The organism is Pseudomonas sp. HPB0071 (assembly GCF_000478505.2).
Classification (GTDB): domain Bacteria; phylum Pseudomonadota; class Gammaproteobacteria; order Pseudomonadales; family Pseudomonadaceae; genus Chryseomonas; species Chryseomonas luteola.
Map to the genome: position 1 here is coordinate 603272 of NZ_KI517368.1, position 23110 is coordinate 626381.

24 protein-coding genes are annotated in these 23110 nt (G+C 57.2%); 5 read left to right on the top strand and 19 right to left on the bottom strand.

The window, feature by feature from the left end; all coding sequences use genetic code 11:
- Positions 1-7: 7 nt before the first annotated feature.
- The 6 genes from dkgB to HMPREF1487_RS22265 form a co-directional block, all read right to left on the bottom strand.
- Positions 8-811 (bottom strand): 2,5-didehydrogluconate reductase DkgB, encoded by an 804-nt coding sequence (gene dkgB, locus HMPREF1487_RS22240; protein WP_010799010.1) that lies wholly within the window; start codon positions 809-811, stop codon positions 8-10.
- 208 nt (positions 812-1019) lie between these two features.
- Positions 1020-2432: an MFS transporter gene (locus HMPREF1487_RS22245; RefSeq protein WP_010799011.1), complete on the bottom strand. Its 1413-nt coding sequence runs from the start codon at positions 2430-2432 to the stop codon at positions 1020-1022.
- A 373-nt stretch (positions 2433-2805) separates the two neighbouring features.
- On the bottom strand, positions 2806-3078 hold the full coding sequence (locus HMPREF1487_RS22250; RefSeq protein ID WP_010799012.1) for a DUF2790 domain-containing protein: 273 nt from the start codon (positions 3076-3078) through the stop codon (positions 2806-2808).
- A gap of 262 nt (positions 3079-3340) precedes the next feature.
- Positions 3341-4141 (bottom strand): sulfite exporter TauE/SafE family protein, encoded by an 801-nt coding sequence (locus HMPREF1487_RS22255; protein ID WP_010799013.1) that lies wholly within the window; start codon positions 4139-4141, stop codon positions 3341-3343.
- A 13-nt stretch (positions 4142-4154) separates the two neighbouring features.
- Positions 4155-5720, bottom strand: coding sequence for a bifunctional protein tyrosine phosphatase family protein/NAD(P)/FAD-dependent oxidoreductase (locus HMPREF1487_RS22260; RefSeq protein ID WP_010799014.1), 1566 nt, complete (start codon positions 5718-5720; stop codon positions 4155-4157).
- Between the two features lie 78 nt (positions 5721-5798).
- A complete protein-coding gene (locus tag HMPREF1487_RS22265) occupies positions 5799-6134 on the bottom strand; it encodes an ArsR/SmtB family transcription factor (RefSeq protein WP_010799015.1) in 336 nt (111 codons plus the stop codon).
- 96 nt (positions 6135-6230) lie between these two features.
- Between HMPREF1487_RS22265 and HMPREF1487_RS22270 the strand changes: the two genes are divergently transcribed.
- A complete protein-coding gene (locus tag HMPREF1487_RS22270; protein WP_010799016.1) occupies positions 6231-7094 on the top strand; it encodes an MBL fold metallo-hydrolase in 864 nt (287 codons plus the stop codon).
- 8 nt (positions 7095-7102) lie between these two features.
- On the opposite strand, the gene HMPREF1487_RS22275 is transcribed toward HMPREF1487_RS22270, so the two are convergent.
- Positions 7103-7411 carry a hypothetical protein gene (locus HMPREF1487_RS22275; RefSeq protein WP_010799017.1) on the bottom strand — a complete coding sequence of 103 codons (309 nt, stop codon included), beginning with the start codon at positions 7409-7411 and terminating at the stop codon, positions 7103-7105.
- 141 nt (positions 7412-7552) lie between these two features.
- Positions 7553-7870: a hypothetical protein gene (locus HMPREF1487_RS22280; protein ID WP_010799018.1), complete on the bottom strand. Its 318-nt coding sequence runs from the start codon at positions 7868-7870 to the stop codon at positions 7553-7555.
- 366 nt (positions 7871-8236) lie between these two features.
- On the opposite strand from HMPREF1487_RS22280, the gene feaR reads away from it, so the two are divergent.
- On the top strand, positions 8237-9178 hold the full coding sequence (gene feaR / locus HMPREF1487_RS22285; RefSeq protein WP_010799019.1) for a transcriptional regulator FeaR: 942 nt from the start codon (positions 8237-8239) through the stop codon (positions 9176-9178).
- A 26-nt stretch (positions 9179-9204) separates the two neighbouring features.
- On the opposite strand, the gene HMPREF1487_RS22290 is transcribed toward feaR, so the two are convergent.
- Positions 9205-10707: an aldehyde dehydrogenase family protein gene (locus HMPREF1487_RS22290; RefSeq protein ID WP_010799020.1), complete on the bottom strand. Its 1503-nt coding sequence runs from the start codon at positions 10705-10707 to the stop codon at positions 9205-9207.
- Positions 10708-11064: 357 nt separating this feature from the next.
- Between HMPREF1487_RS22290 and hpaR the strand changes: the two genes are divergently transcribed.
- Positions 11065-11541 carry a homoprotocatechuate degradation operon regulator HpaR gene (gene hpaR, locus HMPREF1487_RS22295; RefSeq protein WP_010799021.1) on the top strand — a complete coding sequence of 159 codons (477 nt, stop codon included), beginning with the start codon at positions 11065-11067 and terminating at the stop codon, positions 11539-11541.
- 63 nt (positions 11542-11604) lie between these two features.
- On the opposite strand, the gene hpaI is transcribed toward hpaR, so the two are convergent.
- The 8 genes from hpaI to HMPREF1487_RS22335 all read right to left on the bottom strand — a co-directional run bounded on the left by hpaI (position 11605) and on the right by HMPREF1487_RS22335 (position 18986).
- Positions 11605-12408, bottom strand: coding sequence for a 4-hydroxy-2-oxoheptanedioate aldolase (gene hpaI, locus HMPREF1487_RS22300; RefSeq protein ID WP_010799022.1), 804 nt, complete (start codon positions 12406-12408; stop codon positions 11605-11607).
- 63 nt (positions 12409-12471) lie between these two features.
- Positions 12472-13275, bottom strand: a complete 804-nt coding sequence (gene hpaH / locus HMPREF1487_RS22305; RefSeq protein ID WP_010799023.1) for a 2-oxo-hept-4-ene-1,7-dioate hydratase — start codon at positions 13273-13275, stop codon at positions 12472-12474.
- 2 nt (positions 13276-13277) lie between these two features.
- Entirely contained in the window at positions 13278-14585 is a 1308-nt protein-coding gene (locus HMPREF1487_RS22310; protein ID WP_010799024.1) for an MFS transporter, read from the bottom strand.
- Between the two features lie 47 nt (positions 14586-14632).
- Positions 14633-15025, bottom strand: a complete 393-nt coding sequence (locus tag HMPREF1487_RS22315) for a 5-carboxymethyl-2-hydroxymuconate Delta-isomerase (RefSeq protein WP_010799025.1) — start codon at positions 15023-15025, stop codon at positions 14633-14635.
- A gap of 67 nt (positions 15026-15092) precedes the next feature.
- A complete protein-coding gene (gene hpaD, locus HMPREF1487_RS22320; protein ID WP_010799026.1) occupies positions 15093-15950 on the bottom strand; it encodes a 3,4-dihydroxyphenylacetate 2,3-dioxygenase in 858 nt (285 codons plus the stop codon).
- 133 nt (positions 15951-16083) lie between these two features.
- Positions 16084-17544, bottom strand: coding sequence for a 5-carboxymethyl-2-hydroxymuconate semialdehyde dehydrogenase (hpaE, locus tag HMPREF1487_RS22325; protein WP_010799027.1), 1461 nt, complete (start codon positions 17542-17544; stop codon positions 16084-16086).
- Between the two features lies 1 nt (position 17545).
- Complete coding sequence (locus HMPREF1487_RS22330; protein ID WP_010799028.1) at positions 17546-18319, bottom strand: fumarylacetoacetate hydrolase family protein; 774 nt, start codon at positions 18317-18319, stop codon at positions 17546-17548.
- Positions 18320-18329: 10 nt separating this feature from the next.
- Positions 18330-18986 (bottom strand): fumarylacetoacetate hydrolase family protein, encoded by a 657-nt coding sequence (locus tag HMPREF1487_RS22335; protein ID WP_010799029.1) that lies wholly within the window; start codon positions 18984-18986, stop codon positions 18330-18332.
- Positions 18987-19137: 151 nt separating this feature from the next.
- Between HMPREF1487_RS22335 and hpaA the strand changes: the two genes are divergently transcribed.
- Positions 19138-20070, top strand: a complete 933-nt coding sequence (gene hpaA / locus HMPREF1487_RS22340) for a 4-hydroxyphenylacetate catabolism regulatory protein HpaA (RefSeq protein WP_037031110.1) — start codon at positions 19138-19140, stop codon at positions 20068-20070.
- A gap of 46 nt (positions 20071-20116) precedes the next feature.
- On the opposite strand, the gene hpaC is transcribed toward hpaA, so the two are convergent.
- Positions 20117-20629 carry a 4-hydroxyphenylacetate 3-monooxygenase, reductase component gene (gene hpaC / locus HMPREF1487_RS22345; protein WP_010799031.1) on the bottom strand — a complete coding sequence of 171 codons (513 nt, stop codon included), beginning with the start codon at positions 20627-20629 and terminating at the stop codon, positions 20117-20119.
- Positions 20630-20683: 54 nt separating this feature from the next.
- Positions 20684-22246 carry a 4-hydroxyphenylacetate 3-monooxygenase, oxygenase component gene (gene hpaB / locus HMPREF1487_RS22350; protein ID WP_010799032.1) on the bottom strand — a complete coding sequence of 521 codons (1563 nt, stop codon included), beginning with the start codon at positions 22244-22246 and terminating at the stop codon, positions 20684-20686.
- Positions 22247-22422: 176 nt separating this feature from the next.
- Between hpaB and HMPREF1487_RS22355 the strand changes: the two genes are divergently transcribed.
- The gene (locus HMPREF1487_RS22355) at positions 22423-23106 is read left to right on the top strand and encodes an SDR family oxidoreductase (protein WP_010799033.1); all 684 of its coding nucleotides are present in this window, start codon (positions 22423-22425) and stop codon (positions 23104-23106) included.
- The last annotated feature ends 4 nt before the right edge of the window (positions 23107-23110 follow it).

The window sequence follows — 23110 nt, forward strand, 5'->3', positions numbered from 1 at the left end:
CAGGTGATTAATCCCAAGCGGGTGCAAGCCCTTCAGGGCTGACTTCACGAGCGTTTCGCTCAAGTAAGGCGATTTTTGCCATGTCCTCCTGATCCAGACGCAGCTCTTGGGCTAACAGATTGCTGGCCAGATTCTCTAACTTGGTCGAGGAAGGGATGACTGCATATCCCTGCTGTAACGCCCAAGAGAGGGTAACCTGCGCTGGCGTTGCCTGATGCTTATGGGCAATGGCATTAATGACAGGGTCCTTGAGTACCTTCCCGTAGGCCAGAGTCATATAGGAGGTCACTGGAATATTCTGCTCCTGCAAATATTGAACAAGCTTACGGTTCTGCAGGTAAGGGCTAAGTTCAATCTGGTTGGTGGCGATGGCATCCGTACCAGCAATGTCGATGGCTTGTCGGGTCAGTTCGATGTTGAAGTTGGAGATACCGATCTGGCGTGTCAGGCCCTGGTGCTGCGCCTGGGCCAGTGCTTCCATAAATTCGGGTAGCCCCACACCATTACCCGGGGCGGGCCAGTGGATCAACGTCAGATCCACGAAGTCGGTCCGGAGTTTTTTCAAGCTTTCCTGCAGGCTGGGAATCAGTTTGTCTTTGGCGTAGTGGTCTACCCAGATTTTCGTCGTGATAAAGAGTTGGTCGCGTGCGATACCGCTTTCGGCAATCGCTTGCCCAATGTCTGCTTCGTTGTTGTAGATCTGTGCGGTATCGATTGCACGATAGCCCAAGTCAAGAGCGTGGCGTACCGAGTTGATGACGGTCTGTCCTGTGAGGCGGAAGGTACCAAGGCCAAAGGAAGGAATACTCATAACGGGCTCTCCGAAAGGATTGGAGGGACACGGCTGCGTCCAGGCAAAAGGTTCGGAGCTCAGTGTGATCGGTTGATATCATCTGAATAAGCCCTTAATCCTCAGAATACTTTTGATTTTTACTCAAGGATGGAGGGGAGAAGGCCTTTCTGAAGTCAGGCGGGGCAGGACGTTGGTCGTCTGCCCAGCGGAACCTTGAGGTGATCGATTACAGACGCGCCTCACCTTTGAGCGCCGGCGGTTGATCCCTGGAGCGCTGGAAGGGCCCGAGGGAGGAACCATGGTCATGTTGCCTAATGGGCGTCGCGTTGTGTGAGGGGGTTTTAACGTTGAGAATCAGCAGGGCGGCCAGGATAGCTGGAATAGCAGCCAGCACAATGATGGTTTGGGCTGGCAAATGCAGGCCGAGCAGCAGACTACCTAGGAGAGGCCCGAGAATCGAGCCAAAGCGGCCAATGCCCAGCGCCCAACCTGCGCCAGTTGCGCGTACCTGCGCGGGGTAGAAATTGCTTGCGAAGGCATTCAAGGTCAGTTGACCGCCTATGGTGCAAAAGCCTGCGGCAAATACAAACACCAACAGCAGGGCCTGATACTGATGTGTCAGCCCAAGCAGCACGGTAAATGCGGCTGCGCCCGCCAGGATACAGCTCAGCAAGCGAACCTTGCTGGCCACCCGGTCCATGAAGTATGCCAGGAGCATGGCACCCAATGTACCGGCAAACAAAAACATCGACGTGGCAAGGTTTGCCGAGTTTCGCTGCATACCGCTTTCCTGAAGGAGAGAGGGCAACCAGCTGATCATGAAATAAAGCAGGATCAGGCTGACAAAAAACGTCGCCCAGAGAAACAGGGTAGGTCTCGCGTATCCGTTGCGAAAGAGATCCACCACGGCTATGGCAGAGGCAGGCTCCTGTTGACTGTCAACGGTTGGTGCTGGCGGCTGCCAACCGGCAACCATGCGGGACGTGACAGCGGTCAGCCGGGCGTAGGGCGGGGCATCCCTTAGCAGACGTGGCAGAGACTCAGGTAGCAGCATGAGCAGGAAAGGTAAGAGCAGCAGCGGGGCTACACTTCCTATGACAAATACGGCATGCCAGCCGAAACGATCCATGAACGCCACTGCTACGAAGCCGCCCGCTGCGCCGCCAAACGAGAACCCACAGGCGGCCAATGTGACCATTAGGGTACGCAACCTGGGTGGTGAGTAGTCCGACATCAGTGCCATTGCGCTGGGCATAGCGCCGCCCATCCCCAGGCCACAAAAAAAGCGCAGTATCGCCAGTCCCTGCAACGAGTCGATATAGACGGTGACGAAGGTAAGGCAGGCATACAGCAGAACGCAGCTCATGAGCACTCGCCGGATACCTACGCGGTCCGCAAGTGGTGTAACGAGCAGAGAGCCAACGGTCAGGCCGATCAGGTTTGCACTGAAGACCGGTCCAAAGGCCGATTTCTCCAGTCCCCATTCCTGGGCGATAGATGGCACCACGTAGCCTAGTAGCTGAGCGTCATAACCGTCACTGATGAGCAAGAGCGCCAGCAACGCCAGTATCTGCCATTGATAGCGTGATACGGGATGTGAATCGAGAGCATCGCGAAAGCTGGTTATTTGGTTCTGCATTGCCAATACCTTTTGTTTTTATTTGTGCAGGCAAAATGGGCGCGCGGATCAACTAGCGGCCAGAGAAAGGCAGTTCTGGAGATCAATTAAAATATCAGTCGAAATCGTAAATCGATTACGCGCTGTGTAATCTTTGGTGTGGTAGGGAGGTCTGTCAAGTTGATCGTGCTGCGGTGTGTACTCGCAAGGGGCGCAGCGCTAGGCCATGCGGATGAGCATCGGATGTCCGATGGCCGGATCGGGAGGTCAGAGCCGCCTGGAAATCTGCTCTGAAGGTGTGATAAGGACGTTGCGCTTAGTCGGGAGCAAGGAGTGCTGCTGGTGCAGGCCAAGTCTCAAAGCCCCGCGTGGCCGGGGCTTTGTACTGGTCGTATCAACCATTCGTATTTTGCCGTTCAACGCTTTCCAGGTACTGCAATTTATGCACGTTGCCTTGATGATCCTGATACACCATGGTGGCAGGTTCGGCGTTGTTGAGGTCGTTCGTGTCGGCCTTTTCGATCGAAATGACTTTGGCGACATCAATCTTCATGCCGTAGTGATACTGTTCCACCGGAATATTGTCCTGTGCTGAACGAGAGTCTGCAGCAAACGCGCCGGTAGCGAAGGCTGAGGCAAGCAGGGCAGTAGCAATGGCGTATTTCATGATAATGACCTCTTCGATGGGGTGGTTGGTTTCGATGAGGTCATTGAATCGCACACGCCTACTATGCGTGAAATCGATCCTACTGGTGCCAACTATTGCTCTCAATGATGGGTGAAGCGTGGAAGTGTGCTGGCTAAAATAGTCGTCTGCTGTACTAAGCGTTCCCGTGGTCTTACGGTAGTAAGGGTCTGTCTGAAACCCAGATCAGTTTGATCGACTGAATCCTCTCTTGCGGTTAAAGGACCAGATTAATCGGAGCTGATTAGAAAACAGTCATGAACAGGTAAACGCAGACACCCAGGCAAAGCACCGCAAACGACCGCTGCAAGAGGTGGGCCGGTAAATGCTTGCACAGCAGGCGCCCGGCAAGCATGCCTACAAGCGTGGCACCTATGAAAAGCTCTGCCTGCAAGCCAAGCGTGACGCCGCGATAAAGCGCACCGGCTGCGGTACCCAGGGAAATCAGCGCCACCATCATCAGCGAAGTGGCCACGATGCCCTGCATGCGGATATCGCTGCATTGGCGCAAGGCCGGGACGATCAGAAAGCCGCCCCCCACACCGAGCATACCGGTCAACATGCCCGACAGGCTTCCGATGATCGAAAGCGTAGCCAGGCATCGGCCATTCCAATGCAGGCGTCCGGTCGTTGGATCCAGCATGCAATTTTTTTGAAGCGGGCCGTGAGTCGTACAGGCTTGATCTACCGTAGCCCGACTCTGAAGCAGCATGCGGATGGCAACAAACAACATGATCAGGCAGAAGCAAAGCATGAGGGTACGATTGGGTAAGTGATGCGCCAGCTGACTTCCAAGTGGCGAAAAGCAAAGTCCCAACGCGGCCATGAGTAGCGCCGCCCGATATCGCACCAGACCTTTGCGCAGCCCGTCCACCGCACCCAGGGTCGCCGCGGTGCCGATTGCAAGCAGCGCAACGGGAGCAGCCTGAGAGAGGGCCCAGCCCAGACCAAGCGTCAATGCCGGGATCGCCAGGATACCTCCGCCTGCGCCTGTCAGGCCTAACACAAGGCCGATACCGATTCCGAGAAGAGAGGCCAGCAGCACGAAGCGGGTTCCCTTAATTCTGGGCGCAGCGGGTAAGCCACTCGCGGCCCTTGAGCATGCCGTTCCAGTAGAAGCGGGGCAGTACGCTGGCCTTCAGCAACCAGGCGGATTTACGCGGCACTTTGGGATCAAAGGGAAAGGTCGGCAAAAGCTTTCCACCATAACCAAACTCGGCCAGGATCACCTTGCCTTTTTCGACGGTAAGTGGGCAGGAGCCGTAACCATCATATCGGCTTGGCAGGGGGTGCCCCTTGCGCAAGGCCAGCAGATTTTCTGCTACGACTACGATCTGCTTGCGTGCCGCTGCCGCCGTCTTGGCGTTGCTGGTACCGCACACATCACCCAAGGCAAATATGTCTGGATGACGAGGATGCTGAAGGGTGGCCGGATCGACCTCAAGCCAGCCCGCCGCATCGGCCAGCGTACTACGCCGAACTACATCAGGTGCCTGTTGCGGTGGCACCACATGCAGCAGGTCGAACGCTTTGGCTTGACGGCTCACGCTACCGTCATCGGCGGTAACTTCGAACCAGGCGGTTTTGCCAGGGCCGTCGACAGCGACCAGATTGGACTGAAAAGCCAGTGATGCCTGATATTTCTCTACATACGCCATCAGAGGTGGGACAAAGGCCGGTACGCCAAACAGCGCTGCGCCTGCCAGGTTGAATTCGACCTGGATGTTCTTCAGCACCCCTTGTCGCAGCCAGTGATCGCAGGATAGGTACATGGCTTTTTGGGGCGCACCGGCACATTTGATCGGCATCCCCGGTTGAGTGAATAGCGCCTTCCCATGCCTCAGGTTTCGGACCAGCTCCCAGGTGTAAGGGGCCAGGTCATACCGGTAATTGGACGTCACACCATGTTGGCCCAGCGTGTCTTCCAGCCCAGTGATGCGCTCCCACGCCAGTTGCAGACCGGGACAGATGATCAGTTGCTGATAACCCAGTTGCTTACCGTTGCTGAGCAGCACGCTCTGGCGCTCCGGGGCGAACGCGCTGACCGATGCCTGAATCCAAGTGACACCGTGCGGCATGACGCTGGCCATCGGGCGAACCGTGTCCGCTGCGTCGTAGGCTCCACCCCCTACAAGCGTCCAGGCGGGCTGATAGTAATGATGATCGCTGGGCTCGACCACGGCGAGTTTCAGCTCAGGGGCACGGCGCAGCAGGCTGGCAGCGACGCCGATACCAGCTGACCCACCGCCCATGATGACGACGTCGTATTGGCTACTTGCCGCTTCGTTCTCGCACGCCATTCGGTACAGCTGAGTAGAGCGGTTACCTGTGCGACAGAACGCCAGAATCGGATGGGGGAGCGTGCTGAGTAACGCCTGTAACTGCTGGGCCTGTCCCTCATGAAGGGTGCTGGGTATGACAGGGAGATAGACAAAGCTCAAGCCCAATGCTTCGGCATGGCGCCGAAGTTGTTCGCTAAGAGGCTGTTCTGGTCCACCTTCATGATCCGGTCGATTGCAGATGATGCTGCGGTAGCCTTGCTGAGCGATGCCAGGCAAGTCATCGAGCTGTAGCTGTCCGCACGTAGCGAACGTTTCATCGAGTCGGTTGATGGGGTGGTCCATGGGCAACTCCAGACAGCGTAGGAAACAACAAAAAGTCTATGGCGCTAGCGCAGACAGGTTGAACGTAGAGATGACTCTTTACTGCACGCTTTTCAGGGCCTGACCGCAGTACAGGCTGGACAGTGTCTGCATGACGGAAACGACCTCGAAACTGGCAAGGGCGTAATAGATGTACTTGCCTTCGCGACGCGTATTGACCAGTCCTTCTTCCCGAAGGACGCTCAGCTGTTGAGAAAGCGTCGGTTGGCGGATACCCGTCAGGTCTTCCAGCTCGCCCACATTGCGCTCACCCTGAGTCAGCTGACAGAGCAGCAGGAGGCGGTCTTCGTTGGCCAGCGCTTTTAGCAGCGTGCAGGCTTTTGAAGCAGAGGCCCTGAGCAGAGCGACTTCGGTGGTAGAAAGCTGAGTTGCCATTGGTCCCTTCCTCGTCATGCGTCCAATCAGTCTATTTTCATACAATATATAATTCAATATATTGTAAAAAGGTAGATCGATGGAGAGGTAATAGACATGACTCCTTTAGTACAGGCATTTTTCGATGCCGACACGGCTACCATCAGCTATGTGGTATTCGAGGCGGATGGTTCGGAATGCGCCATCATTGATTCGGTATTGAATTACGATGCCAAGGCCGGGCGAACCAGCACACATGGGGCTGACCGGATCATTGCATTTATTCAGGAGCATAGTCTCAAGGTGCAATGGTTGCTTGAGACCCATGCCCACGCCGATCATCTTTCTGCATCGGCTTACCTGAAACGTATGCTGGGAGGCAAGATTGCCATTGGCGCTCCCATCCGCCAGGTTCAGGGCGTTTTCCGTGATGTTTTCAACCTGGAGCCTGAGTTCCGGTTGGACGGCTCACAATTCGATTATCTGTTCGAGCCGGATGAGCTGTTTCACATTGGCCGTTTAGCGGCGCGTGCGCTGCATGTTCCAGGGCATACACCTGCGGATATGGCCTATCAGGTAGCGGAGCATTCGGTATTCGTAGGCGACACATTGTTCATGCCTGACGTAGGAACCGCACGGTGCGATTTTCCCGGTGGCAGTGCCCGTCAACTGTACCGTTCCATCAAGCGGATACTGGCGCTACCGGCAGAGACGACATTGTACCTGTGCCACGACTATCCACCCGCTGGACGAGAGGTATGCTGGAAGACGACGGTGGCTGAGCAAAGGTCTAGCAATATCCATGTGCACGACGGTATTGCCGAAGAGGCCTTTGTCGAGATGCGCAGCCGTCGGGACGCAACGCTATCGATGCCGACGCTTATCCTGCCCTCAATCCAGATCAATATCCGGGCGGGTGAAATGCCACCTGCAGATGAGTCCGGGGCGACCTTCCTGAAAATTCCGATCAATCGCCTTTAGGCGGGGTGTCAGTCTTCTTCCCAGAACGTCGGGCAGTTCAGTTTTAATGCGCGGGCTTTGGCAGCGTGCATGGCCGCTTCGAGTTCCTCCGGGGTGGCCTTCTGCTCGGTCTTGGCGTATGTCCAGGTTGCCAGGGCGACGTAGCAACTGGAGTAGAGCTCGGCAAGGGAGCGGCATTCCGACTGGCGGCTGACCTGATCAAGCGGGAGGGGACGCGCCTGCAAGGTGGTTTCAACGGGTGTCAGCGAGCGGCTCTGGCATCCACTTAGTAGCAGGACTGCCATGAGCATAAAACCAGTGAAGAGGCGATGAGTCATGTGTTCTGTTTGTAGCGGATAGGACGGCAAGTGTAACGACCCAGGCAGGCTTGGCCTAGCGGCGGTAGTAGTTATCGGGATCGATCACCTGATACAGGCGCCAGGGTAAGGTCATGCCTTACGCTGGCGCCCTGCAATGCATTAAAGCGCGGCTTTCTTTTGCGGTCCCTTGAAATGCTGACCGCGAGGCAGGCGGCTGCCATCGGCCAGCTTGTTTTGCCACTCGGCAAACGCAACGCTACGGGTACGGTAGGTTACGGACTGCTCAACAGGCTGTGTCTTGGCAGCCGGTACGGGAGCAGCAATCTCCTGAACCTGAGTGTCGGTTACTGTTGCCGCTGCATAAGCCGCCGAGCGCAGGCATGTCTTGCAGGTAACCTGATCAGGCTGGGTAGAGACATTAGGACTGCTGCGGCCGCAAGCGACTTGATCAGTGCCGGTGGAGTAGTGCATTACCATGGTATTACTTCCTTTCAGTACAAGCTAAAACAGTCGCCGCTTCGCAATGCGACGAGGTATTGCAGTGGATGTTGGCCTCAGGGCAGCGTGTGCTCATTGGCATGAGTAGTATTTCGCCTTCGAAATCGCCCCTCGACTTTCAAAATCCAAACAAAAAAAGGCGTAGTTTAACGGGTTATCGCCATTTAGTCTTTTTTGGCGGGCGCAAACTGCCGCGACTGGCAGGGAACATGGCATAGTGAATGAGAGGTCGGTCATCAGCTCATATGGAATCAGGGCTTGCACCTCTGTAGTTTCGTAGTAAATTGATAACATGTTAACTATCTACAAGAACAACAGGCTGAATGACAGCCGAGGTGAAATGCCATGCAAGTCCAACGTCTCGATGCGTTTTCGATCTGGCTAGAAACGATTCGCGCTTTTTGTGGCCGCCGGTTTACCGCGCAGCCCTCGTTGACCGGTTCGCTGTTTATCGGCGAGCTTACCCAACGGCGTATAGCCGGACTTGAACTGGCCATGGTCAAGACCAACGCGGCCTGTCTGGCTCGCAAACGAGGGCATGATCAAGATGGTGATCGATACTGCTTTCTGGTCATGCAGCGATCCGGGCGAGCACAGATCACGCAGCATGGACATACCATCGATCTGGTGCCCGGTGAGATGGCGCTGGTTGATTCTGCAGGCACCTGCGAAATCAATCCGCTTGGTTTGATGGAGCATTGCTCGATTCATCTTCCCCGCGAGGCGGTGTCCACGCATCTGGCCAATCAACAGCATATTTTTGGCAAGCTTAATTCAGGCAGTGCCAGCGGCCGGTTGCTTCGGCTGATCTGTACCCAGCTGGCCGAGGGTATGCCGGCACAGGAATGGCAGGATGATGAAGGTGAGGCGCTCCAGGATTCGCTGATCAGCCTGTTGAAACCCGCCCTGACAGCCAGTGCGCCCGCAATGGCCGTTGAGCTCCAGGCCAAGGGCGGCGTACTGCGAAGCGGAGTGGAACAACTGATCCACGACCAGCTGGCCGATGCGTCCTTGAGCCCTGCCAAACTGGCGGCGCAGCTGGGCATTTCCATCCGCCAGCTGTATCGGCTATTCGAAGAAGAGGGCGATAGCGTCTGCCGTTATATCCAGCGTGCCCGACTTGCACGCAGCGCTGCCGATCTGCTCGATCAGCGTCTGGTCAACGAGTCGATCACAGATATTGCTTTCAAATGGGGTTTTACCGACTCGGCTCACTTCAGCCGGACGTTCAAGAAGCACTTCGAAAGGTCCCCGCGGGACTACCGTAGCCAGTCGATGACGGCCTGAGCATGCTCAGGCCGCGTTCATCAGGCTCAGTAGGCAATACACACGGATTTGAGTTCGGTAAAGGCTTCGACAGCGCCGCGGCCGAACTCCCGCCCAATACCGGATTGCTTGTAGCCCCCAAAAGGCAGGTTCGGGTCGACCGGTACGTGGCTGTTGACCCAGACCGTGCCCGCCTCGATGCGGGGAATGAGGTCCATGGCACGGGTCAGATCATTGGTCCAGAGACTGGCCGTGAGGCCGTATTGGCTGTCGTTGACCATATGGATGGCTTCATCCAGTGAGTCGTAAGCGATAACGGACAATACCGGTCCGAAGATCTCCTCGCGCGCCGCCGCCATGTGGTGCTCAACGTTGGCCAGCACAGTAGGCTGGACGTAATAGCCGGGCAGGTCGGGTGCATTGCCTCCCGTCGTGACAGTAGCCCCTTGCTGGCGTGCCAGCTCTAGATGCTGAAGAACACTGCCTTGGTGCCGGCGTGAAACGACCGGGTTGATTTGTGTGGTTGGGTCCAGTCCCGGCCCGATCTTCATGCCGTTTACCGCGGCGCTAAGCGCTTCGACATAGTCTGCTTTTAGCGCATGCGGCACGTAGATGCGCGAAGCGGCGGCGCACACCTGACCCTGATTGAGTAGGCCGCCCATGAGCGTGCCTGCAACTGCTTTTTCAAGGTCGGCGTCTTGTAGCAGCACCATAGGGTTCTTGCCACCGAGCTCCAGGGAGAATCGTGTCATGTTTTGCAGGGCGGCAGTCCCGATCTGCTTGCCGATGGCCGTAGAGCCGGTAAAGGACACCTTGCTGACGTTGGGGTGCGCCACCAGTGCGGCACCCGCTACCGAGCCGCGGCCGATCAGTACGTTGAATACACCGGGCGGAACGCCGGCCTCTATGGCCAGCTCGGCTACCCGCAGCACGGTAAGAGGTGTTTCTTCCGAGGGCTTGATGATGATGGAGCAGCCACAGGCCAGGGCCGGCATGATTTTCCACAGGGCGATCATGAGCGGGAAATTCCAGGGGACGATGCCTGCCACTACGCCAACTGCCTCACGGCGCGTATAAGCGTTGTAACGGGCGCCGGTTGGAACAGGTATCGAGACGTCGAGCGTCTGCCCTTCGAGCTTGGTGGCCCACCCGGCCATGTAACGCATGTATTCAACTGCGCCGCCGACTTCAATCGCGCGGGCAATATGGATCGATTTACCTTGTTCCAGCGTTTCCAGTTGCGCCAGTTCCTCGCCGTGGGCTTCGACGAGATCAGCAAAGCGCAGGAGGATGCGCTCACGATCAGCCGGTCGAGCCCTGCTCCAGGTGCCCGCGACAAACGCAGCGCGGGCGGACTCGACGATACGGTCTACTTCCTCCCGCTCGGCCAGCCTTACCTGTGAAATGGCCTGGGCCGAAGCGGGATCGTTTACCGCAATGACATCGCCGCGAGAAGCGGTGCTGGGCTGGCCATCCACGAAGCTGGAATGCGTAAGCGACAGAAAACGGGTAACAGTCTCGAGGGGCGTAATGAGTTCGGCAGTAGACATAAGGGATTCCTGGCTATTCTCAAGGCTCTAAGGCAAGCGGTAAGGCTTCATGTCCAGAGCTTAGAAGTCGTCAATCAAGAGAGCTTGCATGTCGCTGCCGCAGGGTTTGATCTTCTCTGCCACCCGCAAGGCATCACCCGGTGTGATGAGGCAATGCGGCTTGCGCTACCGTGAATGCACCAATCGATTTGAATAGGGTGAGGGACAAAGAGGAATTCAGAATGGTTGATTAATATGTTAATTATATGCGATGGTCCCGCTCCGTTGGTAAATGGCGGTATATCTGCCAATCTATTCATTGGGCTGGCGTCCGGCCCGTGCAACGATATCTTTCATGGCTCTTGGTGACTAATTGTCATGCTGAAACCGCGTCCTTCTCTTACGCTTACCTTGTTGCAGGCCCGCGAAGCGGCCATGGGGTTTTTCCGTCCGTTGTTGAATGAGCACGGCCTTACCGAACAGCAATGGCGCATCATTCGGATACTCTGGCAGCGGGGCGAGATGGAGAGCCATCAGCTGGCAAAGCAGGCCTGCATCCTCAAGCCCAGCATGACCGGTGTATTGTCTCGCATGGAGCGTGACGGGTACGTGCAGCGCTGGAAAACACCCAAGGATCAGCGACGTGTTTACGTGAGCCTGACGGATCGTGGCCGGGCGTGCTTCGAATCCATGGCCACGGGTATGGAGACCAACTACCAGCGCATCCAGGAGCAATTTGGTGAGGAAAAGCTCAAGACGCTAATCGCCTTGCTGGAAGAGCTCAAACAGGTGCGGCCTGGCTCGGAGGATGACGACGAAGAGCGCCTTGTCTATCCCGATCGGGATGACAGCTGATCAGCTGGGCAGGTAAAGCGGCCCAAGGGCCGCCGGTTCAGTTCAGGCTCGGTGCTTCATACCTTAATAGACACCGCCACCATGTGTGGGCTTTGGAGTGTTGTGCTTGAAATGGCCTAGCAGCGTTTGAAGGCCTTTCATCAGCACCGTCGTGTCGACCCCCACCGCTACAAAGACTGCGCCCAGCTCGATATAACGTTGGGCGAGCGTCTGATCGGCTGAAAGAATACCTGCCGCCTTGCCGGCTTTAGCAATACGAACAATCGCCTCTTCAATTACGGCTTGAACGTCTGGGTGGCCTGGATTGCCACGATGTCCCAGTGCGGCAGACAGGTCAGCAGGACCGATGAACACTCCGTCCACTCCATTGACCTCCAGAATGGCATCCAGATTATCCAGGCCGGTTCGGTTCTCGATCTGGACTAGAAGACACATCTGTTCATCAGCATGATCCAGGTAGCCGGGGATCGTGTTCCAGCGTGAGGCGCGTGCCAGGGCGCTGCCTACACCGCGAATACCCTCCGGCGGATAGCGCATGGCCTTTACCAATTCCCTGGCCTGATCAGCGGATTCGACCATCGGCACAAGCAGTGTCTGGGCGCCAATATCCAGAAGCTGTTTGATAAGCACAGGATCGCCAACGGGTGGCCGTATAATCGGGTGGGTGGCATACGGCGCAACGGCCTGTAGTTGAGCGAGTAGGCTGCGGACATCATTGGGCGCATGCTCGCCATCAAGCAGCAGCCAGTCGAAACCGGCGTTGGCGGCTAATTCAGCGCTGTAGGCATTGGCGAGGCCAATCCAGAGGCCAATCAGCGGGTCACCGCCTTTGAGGCGCTGTTTGAAGGTGTTGATAGGAAGCTGCATGGTAAATCCTCACGGCGGGAGGTTGGCCTGGGCATGAGCGCGCTGCCGCAGGCCAAACCGGTCTTAGACGAAGCGGCAGGCGATGCTGCCGAGCTGGTCGTAATCCACATGGAAAGTATCGCCCGGGCTTGCGTGCACGGGGCGTGTAAATGAGCCGCCCAGGATGATTTGGCCCGCCTCCAGCGTGACGTCATAGGCGGCCAGTTTATTGGCCAGCCAGGCAACGCCCTTGGCCGGGTGATTAAGCACCGCTGCGGAGACACCCGATTCCTCGATCACCCCGTTGCGGTAAAGAATGGCCGGTACGCGCCGCAGATCGATAGCGTGAGGGCGAATCGGCTTGCCGCCCATGACGACGCCGGCATTGGCGGCATTGTCGGAGATGGTGTCGAAGACCTTGCGTGTAGCCTTGGTATAGGGGTCGATCTGTTGGATACGCGCATCGATGATCTCAAGCGCCGGAATGACATACTCGGTGGCATCGAGCACATCGAAAATCGAGCAGTTCGGACCCTTCAGTGGCTTGCCCAGGACGAAGGCCAGCTCGACTTCCACGCGTGGCACGATAAATCGATTAAAGGGAATGTCGGTTCCTTCTTCGAAAAACATGTCGTCGAGCAGAGCGCCATAGTCCGGCTCTGTGATATTGGATGACACCTGCATGGCGCGGGAGGTGAGGCCTATCTTGTGGCCAACCACTTTGCGACCATCCGCGATCTTTTTTTCGACCCAGGCGCGCTGGATGGCATAGGCATCTTCAATAGTGATCCCTGGCTGCTCCAGGGACAGTTGACCGATCTGTTCCCGGGAGCGCTCGGCCTGGTCAAGACGTTCAGCGGCCGCGCGGATAAAGGCGTTGTCGAGCATGGCTAGTTTCCTTGTGGATTGACAATGGCGGCAGGGGTGCGCAGTACCAAAAAGGCACCGACAGCAATGAGCGCCGCTAGAACATAGAGCGCCAGGCTGGCGCTTTGCGTGGTATCGCGCATCCAGCCAATAAAGTAGGGAGCGAGGAATGACGCCACGCTGCCAAAGGAGCTGATCATGGCAATGCCGGCCGCCTGTGTGCCTGACGATAAAAACGCCGGGGGCAACTGCCAGAACATGGGCAGCGCGGAGCTTGCGCCCATGCCTGCAATGACCAGGCCCAGCATGACAAGGGTTGTGTTTTGAGGTGCCAGCCCGGCGATGGCGATACCGGCCGCACCCATGAGGAGGGGGACGCAAAGGTGCCAGCGGCGTTCGCGGTGGCGATCGGAAGAGCGGCCCGCAGCGATCATGAAGAAGCAGCCTGCCAGATAAGGGATGGCACTGAGCATGCCGACGTTGCTGTCTTGACCGATGCCAGCGCCGTGAATGAGAGCTGGCATCCAGAAGGCGAGGGTATTGACGGCCAACATGACGGCAAAATAAATCGCCACGAGCAACCACACCTGTCCGTTGCGAACAATGCCTGAAAAGGAGGTAATCGTTTTGCGCTGCTCCTCTCCCGCCAGGGCATCACGGAGTTGACGCTTTTGGGTAGGCTCAAGCCAGCTGACGCTCTCGAAGCTGTCCGGCAGCGCCTTGAGGACGACCAACCCAAGCAACACCACTGGCAGACCTTCCAGCATGAACATCCACTGCCACCCCCGCAGACCGCCGCTGTCCTTGAACAGCTCCAGAATCCAGCCGGACAGGGGGCCGCCGATGACCCCTGCCATAGGGACGGCAATGGCAAACAGTGCAGTGACCGACGCCCGCCGATGGGCCGGAAACCAGCGGTTGAGATAAACCAGGATGCCAGGGAAAAAGCCCGCTTCCGCCACGCCTAACAGAAAGCGCAGGGTATAAAAGCCGGTGGCGGACTCGATGAACATCATGCCGGTGGACAGGATGCCCCAGGCCACCATCAGCGTGGCAATCCAGCGGCGCGGCCCCACACGGTCCAGCATCAGGTTGCTGGGTACGCCAAACAGGGCATAGGCAATAAAGAACAGGCCTGCGCCAAATCCATACACGGTATCGCTGAAGTGCAGGTCGCTGCTCATTTGCAGCTTGGCGAAGCCGATATTGATGCGATCGAGATGAGCGAAGACATAGCAGACCAGCAGCAATGGCATCAGTCGCCAGGTGATGTGCCGGTAAGTTGCATCATTTTTTTCCGAAACCGAAAGCGTATCGATTGCCTGTGCCATGGTGGGTGCCTTTTATTGTTGTTGTAAGGACGCAAACGGAGCGCTGCCTAACCGGCCTGCTCGCTCAGAAAGGCATGGATGTTGTTGTGCTTGTAATTGAGTTCGGCCGAGAGTTCGGTCATCTCGAACGACAGTGCCAGCAGGCGTCTGCTCTGAAGCTCGGCGAAGTGATGCTTGATCACCTCGAACAATGCATCAGCTACTTGACGCCTTGTCTCCAGGTCGCGGCCAGCACCTACCTTCAGCGTCATATGAACGAACGCATAGTCATGTTTTCCATCAGCCATGCGGAACGTATCCATGCGGATCGCGCGGCTACGAATACCTCCTAGGGGGAAAACACCACTGTTGCCGAGACAGGCGTGGACTTTTTCAAACAAACCCGGCAGGTCTGCGTCATGTTCAAGATTGGCTGAATATTCGGCAATAAAGTGGGGCATGGTTTTTACTCCAGCGGACGTGCATCCTCCAGGAGCCTGTGCGGACCCTGGAGGCTGCTAACACCAGTCAAACAGGAAAGATGGCGTTGATCTGGCCGGTGCCCGAGCTTCCGAACGGCTCGGTCACGATTTCGACGGGTTTGTCGTACTCAGCGCCACCCAGCAAGCCCAGCAACATGGCGGTATCGTGCATCTTGCCTTCGCCATAGCAGTGCTCGGCGTAGTCTGGAAGCATGGCGCAGAACTCTTTGAAGCGACCTTGCCGCCACAATTCCACCACAAGCAGGTCGACCTGCTTGTCGAATTCGCGGGTCCACTTGTGGATATTCACCTCGGCGACCCGATCGTCCGAGAACCGGTGGGAGAGTGATCCGGATGCCAGTACCAGTACCTTGCGGTCGCTTTTTTCAATGGCGCGACGAACCGCAGCACCAAAGGCAAAGCTGTCTTCCAGCCGATGCCAGGCGCACCAGGCGGCAATGGAAATGACCTTGAGCTTTTGGCTGTCCGGTACGCCCATGTGCATGTAGCGCATGGGAACGAGTGTTCCGTATTCAAGCTCCAGGCTAGGGATGTTATGGGCCATGGTGCGGATCCCCGCGGCATTGGCTTCCCCACCGATCAGGGCTCCCAGCTCGGGATCGCCCGGATATTGATACGCCATGTCCTTGATGAAGTGCGGCAGCTCGTTACTGGTGTAGATCCCTTCGAACTGCTGCCCGCAATTGATGTGGTAACCACTGTTGACCATCCAGTGAACATCGAACACGACGGCCGTGTCGGCGCTCAGGTCGCGGGCGCGCTGACCGATGAGCTTGTGACCGGCGATGGCTGCCTCGCGGCAACCCTGGTGCTTTCCGGGCAGTTCAGACAGATACATGGATGGAACATGTGTAATCTTGGCTGCAAGGACGACTTCGCCCATGACAGTTCTCCTTGTTAGCCCCGAACAGAAGATCAGGGCGCTGTGTTGTAACTGCTTGGTCGTGATAAGCCCGAAAACCCGGGTGCTTGCCTGCCGATACCGCTAGCAGGCGCTGGCCCTGGGGCGGGAGTGGTTACACACCCCAGCGCGGGATGTGGTGACTGCCCATGGAGATGCACACGTTCTTCACCTCCGTGAACACCTCGAAGCTGTACTCGCCTCCTTCACGGCCGGTACCAGAGCCTTTCACGCCACCGAATGGCTGGCGCAGGTCCCGTACGTTCTGGCTGTTAATGAACACCATGCCAGCCTCGATGCCACGGGCCAGACGGTGCGCCTTGCCGATGTCCTGGGTCCAGATATAGGACGCAAGGCCGTATTCGGTATCATTGGCCAGGCGCAGGGCTTCGGCCTCATCCTTGAATTTGATGAGGCAGACGACAGGACCGAAAATCTCTTCCTGAGCGATACGCATCCTGTTGTCGACGTTGGCAAATACGGTGGGCTGGATGAACTGCCCCTTTGTCAGATGGGCGGGCAGGTTCGCTGGACGCTTCAGACCACCTGCCATGAGCGTGGCGCCTTCTTCCAGGCCGATCTTGATGTAGCCTGTGACCTTGTTGTAATGAGCCTGGGTAATCATCGAGCCGACCTGGGTCTTTGGATCTTGCGGATCACCCACGATCAGGCGCTTGGCGCGTGCAGCGAACTCCTCGACAAACTGGTCGTAAACCGTTTCCTGGATGAAGATACGGCTGCCCGCCGTGCAACGCTCACCGTTGAGCGAGAAGATGGTGAAGAGAGCGGCGTCCAGCGCACGGCCTAGATCGGCATCATCAAAGATGAGCACAGGCGATTTGCCGCCCAACTCCATGGAATACTTCTTGAGTCCCGCCGTTTCCATGATTTTTCGGCCGGTAGCGGTGCCGCCAGTGAATGAGATGGCCCGCACGTCCGGGTGACGAACCAGGGCGTCTCCAGCTGTGGCGCCATAGCCCTGCACGACGTTCAATACGCCTGGCGGAATGCCTGCTTCCAAGGCCAGACGGCCTAGTTCGTTGGCCGTAAGGGGCGACAGCTCGGACATTTTCAACACGGCGGTACTGCCCAGTGCCAGACACGGCGCCGTTTTCCATGTCGCTGTCATGAACGGTACGTTCCAGGGTGAAACCAGGCCGCAGACCCCTACCGGCTGGTGCAGGGTATAGTTCAGCATCTGGTCATCGACCGGATAGGTATGCCCATCCATCCGTGTGCAGACTTCAGCAAAGAAGTCGAAGTTATGGGAGGCTCGGGGTATGAGTACGTTCTTGGTCTGATGAATTGGAAGCCCTGTATCCAGGGTTTCCAGCTCGGCCAGATTGGGCACGTTCTTGTCGATCAGCTCGCCTAACCTGCGCATCAGCTTGGCCCGTTCCTTGGCCGGGGTGTTGGCCCACTTGGGGAAAGCTTCCTTGGCAGCCGCCACGGCTTGGGCGACCTCCTCGGCGCCGCCGCTGGCCACTTCGCCCAGTGCCTCGCCGGTCGCCGGGTTGTAATTGGTGAACGTTTCCTTGCTCTCGACCTCACGGCCGTTGATCCAGTGCTTGATCATTTCAGACCTCTTTGGCAGCTGCGGCGAAGAAAGCTTCTTCGCTGACGATGGTATTGACGAGGCGACCGACGCCTTCCACTTCCACGACGACTTCATCTCCAGGCACCACATCGGCAAGGCCCTCCGGCGTGCCGGTGGCGATCATGTCGCCGGGCTGCAGGGTCATGAAACTCGAAAAGTATTCGATCAGGTAGGGGATATCGAAGATCATGTCCGCCGTGGTGCCTTCCTGCTTCAGCTCACCGTTGATCCAGGTGCGCAGGCGCAGGTTGGACGGGTCTGGCACATCGGCGGTGTCGACGATCCAGGGACCGATCGGTGTGGTGCAGTCGCGGTTTTTCACCCGCAGGTTGGGGCGGTAGTAGTTCTCGAGGTAGTCGCGGATCGCGTAGTCATTGCACACGGTATAGCCAGCCAGATAGTCCAGAGCGTCCGCGCGCTTTACATGACGTGCCGGTTTGCCAATGACAGCCACCAGCTCACACTCGTAGTGCATGTACTTGACGTTGTCAGGTCGCCAGGTGATCTGCCTGTGTCCGGTATAGGTGTTGGGCGATTTGATAAAGGCCAGTGGCTCGGTGGGTGCTTTGAAAGCCAGCTCTGCCGCGTGGTCCGCATAATTGAGGCCCAGGGCAAACATGCTGCCTGTGGCGGGCGGCAGCCATTCCACCTGGTCTTCCAATAGCCGTTCGCCACTGGGCAGACGTACTGCATGGTCATCGTCGACGGTAACGGTATGGATCTCACCCTGATAGCGAATACGTGCATGTTTCATGGGGTGCTCCTTATTCCGCAACTACGGTATTGGTGAGGCGGCCGATGCGGTCGATCTCGACCTCTACGCGATCACCCGGCGTGACATCGACGCGGCCCTCAGGCGTACCGGTGATCAGCACGTCGCCTTCGTTCAACGTCATGAACTCGCTCAGCTCGGCGATCAGCTGAGGGATGGTGCGTACCCAGTTAGCCGTCGTGTTTTCCTGGCGCAGCGTGCCGTTTACATAGAGCTTGAGGGTGAGCAGATTCGGGTCGCTCACGGCCTCTGCCGGCACCAGCTCAGGACCTATGGAACAGAATCCGTCCCGGCATTTGGCCTTCACGGCAGGCCGGTAGTAGCTCTCTTCCGGCAGGCTGAATTCATTGACGACGGTATACCCCGCCACGTAGGCCATGGCCTGGTCTTCAGTTACCCGGCTGGCCCGTTTGCCAATCACTACTCCCAGGGCTGGGCCTGCCTGCAGACGCTCCCCCTGGGGCATGATGACGGGCTGCTGGTGCCCGTTACGGGTGTTGGGCGTCTTGATGAACAGGACCGGTTTCAGTGGGGGCTGTTGGTAAGGCGGTTCGTGAAACTCTTCAAGTCGGCTGCGCAAAAGGCCTTGGAAATTCAGGGCGACGCCGAACAGTGTTCCATTGGCAGATTCGCTAAGTGATCGCGACATGGCGCTCTCCCTTGTTATTGGTGTGGAAACAGGGCATACCTGTTTGGGAGTAAATAGTTAATGTGTTAACTTTATATTTAATATGTTAACTAAGGTCAAGTGTTACCTGAGTTCGCGTATGCTTGGTTCAACAACAAAAAGAATGATGTTCATGAAAAGTCCTGCGTCCGTGTCTATCCAGCCGATCCCCAACATCAACATCGGTCAGGTCTACGACCAGCGTTATGCCGATGCCGAGGTGCATTACGATGCGCTAGGCAGACTGGCGGAGTTCTTCGGGCGCAACATGCGTGCCCACCGGCATGACCGGTTCTTTCAGGTGCATTACGTGAAGACCGGCAAGGTTCGGGTGTACCTGGATGACCGGCAGTACCAGGAGCAAGGCCCCATGTTCTTCATCACCCCGCCTCCGGTCCCCCATGCCTTTGTGACGGAGGAGGGCAGCGACGGACATGTCCTGACGGTTCGCCAACAGCTGGTATGGTCGCTATTGCAGGAGGTGCCTGATCTCTGGACCGCGTCGGGATTCCTGCCGATCTGTGTAGGTCTGGCCAGCCTGGAGGCTGAGTTTCGCGAAGAGGCCGAGCGGCTGGCCTCGTTGTTTGAGTTGCTAAGGCTAGAGGCGGGTATACCTCGTCCTGGCCAGGCCTGTGGCCTGATAGCCCTGACTCGCCTGATCTTTATCAGCATGCTTCGTCTCTCTCCAAAATCAATCGCGGCACAGCCTGCGCGGCAGGATGACCTGCAGTTGTTTCGGCGCTTCAATGAACTCATCGAAGCGCACTACACCGAGCATTGGCCATTGTCCCGATACGCTGATCAGTTGGGCCTGACGGAATCGCGGCTGAACGACATCTGCCGACGTACCGCAGACATTCCCTCGAAACGGCTCGTCCATGACCGCCTTATGCAAGAGGCCAAGCGGCTGTTGGTGTTCACAGGTAGTTCCGCCAACGAAATATGCTTTCGCCTGGGCTTCAAGGATCCGGCCTACTTCAGTCGCTTCTTTACGCGCCAGGCAGGTATTACGCCCAGCGACTATCGGATCAGCCGTCGCGCCAGCACTCTGGCAACCGAGTCGTAATCCCTAAAAAAGCCGCGCCACATATGACGCGGCAAGGGGCGACCGGTCAGGCAGCACTGTGCTCGCGTTGCAGTCGATGAAAATTACGGCTGAAATACACCAGGCTGTCGCATCGCTCGCGGGTACAGATTTCATCGAGCTCTACGAGAAGCACCGAGTGGGTGCCGACTTCCTGGGTATCGGTAATCCTTCCCTGCAGGCTGGCCAGGGCATCGTCAAGAATCGGAACGCCCTCGCGGCCCTCCTTCCAGGCGTGACGCTTGAAGCGCTCATCCATGTCGATACCAGTCATCCCGGCAAAATGACGGGCCACTTCTTCATGTTCGCCCGCCAGGACATTCACGCACAGCCGCCCGTTCTGCTTGAAGACACCATTCATGGCACTGTTGCGGTTGATGCACACCATAACGGTGGGCGGCGTGTCCGTGACCGAGCAGACGGCAGTGGCCGTAATGCCACAGCGTCCACCAGGGCCATTGGTGGTCAGGACATTCACGGCGGCGGACAGCGACGCCATGGCATTGCGAAAGGCTTGTTGGGTTGGACTGAGTTGGGTCATGACCTCTACCTCCACGGGGCGCCGGATCAGCGATCCGGCGACAGCATTGCAGGATTACTGGCGAATACGGTCCAGCATGTTGATATCGTCCGGATTGGTCAGGTGCGGAACGGTCCAACCGTTTAGGTCGTAGTCCGACAGGCACTTCTCTACCATATCAGTCATGCTCTTCATCGCACCGGTTCCTTGTGCATGGCGCAGCGCCTGCATGCGGATCTCGTCCTGGCTCCCGGCATAGTTGATTTCGTACAGCTCATGGCGTCCGCCAAATTCCGTGCCGATGGCATCCCAAAGCAGCTTCAGGATCTTGATACGTTCCTCATGGCCCATACCGCCGGACCCGCGACAATAGGTACTCAGGTATTTGTTCAGCGTCGGGTCCTTGAGATCGCGCGATCCGGTCGGCAGGTAGATCAAGCCGCTGGCCACGACCTGCTCAATGATCTTCTTGATCTCCGGATAGGCTTGTGGCGCCAGCACACGGTAGGCTTGCAAGGCTTGAGCGCTGGGTAGCCAGGCGCCGTTTTTCCACTCGGACGCATTACCGTACATGGCGTCAGTAAGTGACCAGAAAAGGTTACGCCATGCAACCACTTCGCCCATTTGTGCCTGCACGCCACGGAACTCCAGCGAGCCGGTGCATTGCAGTGCCTTGAACAGTGCACCGGTGATGAAGTCCAGTTTGACGGCCAGACGGGTACAGCCTTGCATGGGGAACAGTCGACCAAAGCCGCCTTGTGGAAACCATTGCTTGCAGCGATCGAAATCTCGATAGATCAGAATGTTCTCCCATGGGATGAACACCCGATCCATGATGAGGATGGCGTCGTTCTCGTCGAAGCGGCTCGACAACGGATAGTCAAATGGAGAACCCGTCATCCCGGCCACCAGCTCATAGGAGGGACGGCAGATCAGCTTCATGCCCTTGGTATTCATCGGGGCGATAAACATCAAGGCGAAATCTGTGTTGTCTCCGAGCAGCTGCGCAGAGCCTTGCCCCACGAAGTTATAGTGTGTCAGGGCCGAGTTGGTCGCCACGACTTTCGCGCCGCTGACGATGATGCCACCGTCAACTTCTTCATCCACGGAGATGAATACGTCCTTTACCTGATCGACCGGCTTGTCGCGATCAATGGGCGGATTGACGATAGCATGGTTGAGGTAGAGGCACGCTTCCTGGATACGCTTGTACCAGGTGCGGGCATTCTGCTCGAATTTGCCATAGAACTCGGCGTTGGCGCCCAGTGCGCTGCCAAAGGCGGCCTTATAGTCAGGTGTGCGGCCCATCCAGCCATAGGTCAGACGCGACCACTCGGCGATGGCATCACGCTGTTCGCGCAGTTCATCAGCGTTACGGGCGAAGCGAAAGAACTTGTGTGTATAGCCGCCATTGCCCGTGTCGGTTTCCCAGCAAAGCGTTTCTCTGGTTTCGGGATCATGGAGGGCGTCGTACAGCTTGGCCATGGAGGCCGCGGCGTTACGGAAGGCCGGATGGGTAGTGACATCCTTGACGCGATCGCCATAGATGTAGATTTCACGATCATCACGCAGGCTGGCCAAGTATTCTTCGCCCGTCAGTGGACGGTTTTTCTCGGCACGATAATCTTCGGGCATCATGAGGGCATGTCTCCGTATCATTGTTCTTATGCAGGTAATGCGTAACGCTTGGAAGAGATCATGAGCCTGCCGCCGCGGCGGAAGAATGGCTTTTCCAGACAACCGCTTGTACTTTTCATGGAGCGATTTCATCTGCCATTTCGGGCTGATGAATCTCGCCAGGGGAGCTGAACGAAATGAATGTATTGATCGTGGGTGCGTCACGGGGTATCGGATTGGCGCTGGTTACGCAGTACCTGGAACGCGGTGCGCAAGTCTTTGCGCTGGTTCGTCGGTCTGATAACGAAGCCTTGCAACAATTGAGCGCGACTTACGGCGATCGGCTGGTGCTGCTGTCCGGCGATATGACGGACCCGGCACTGATTCCTTCTCTCAAGAAGCAATTGCAGAACACAACGCTGGATCGTCTGATCGTCAACGCAGGGATTTATGGACCTGATCACCAGGATGTCATGGCAATCAATACCGAAGAGATTGCAGAGTTGTTCTCGACAAATACAGTTGCGCCGCTGCGTATTGTCGAAGGGTTAAGCCATTGCATCGCAGACGGCGGAGTGGTGGCGTGTATGAGTTCCCAGATGGGAAGTGTCACGCTTGATCGTGCCGCGGATATGCCGTTGTACGGAGCCAGCAAGGCGGCCCTGAACAGCCTGCTCAGGAGCTGGGCATCCTCGCATACCCCGTTGTCGTTCAGTGTGCTGGCGTTACATCCGGGGTGGGTTCAGACCGACATGGGCGGCCACTCGGCACCACTGACCACAACCGAAAGTGCCAAGGGTCTGATTGCCGTCATCGAGCAGCAGGCGGGTCGCTGCCAGTGTGATTTTGTCAGCTACCAGGGCGAGTCGCTGTCCTGGTAGGTTG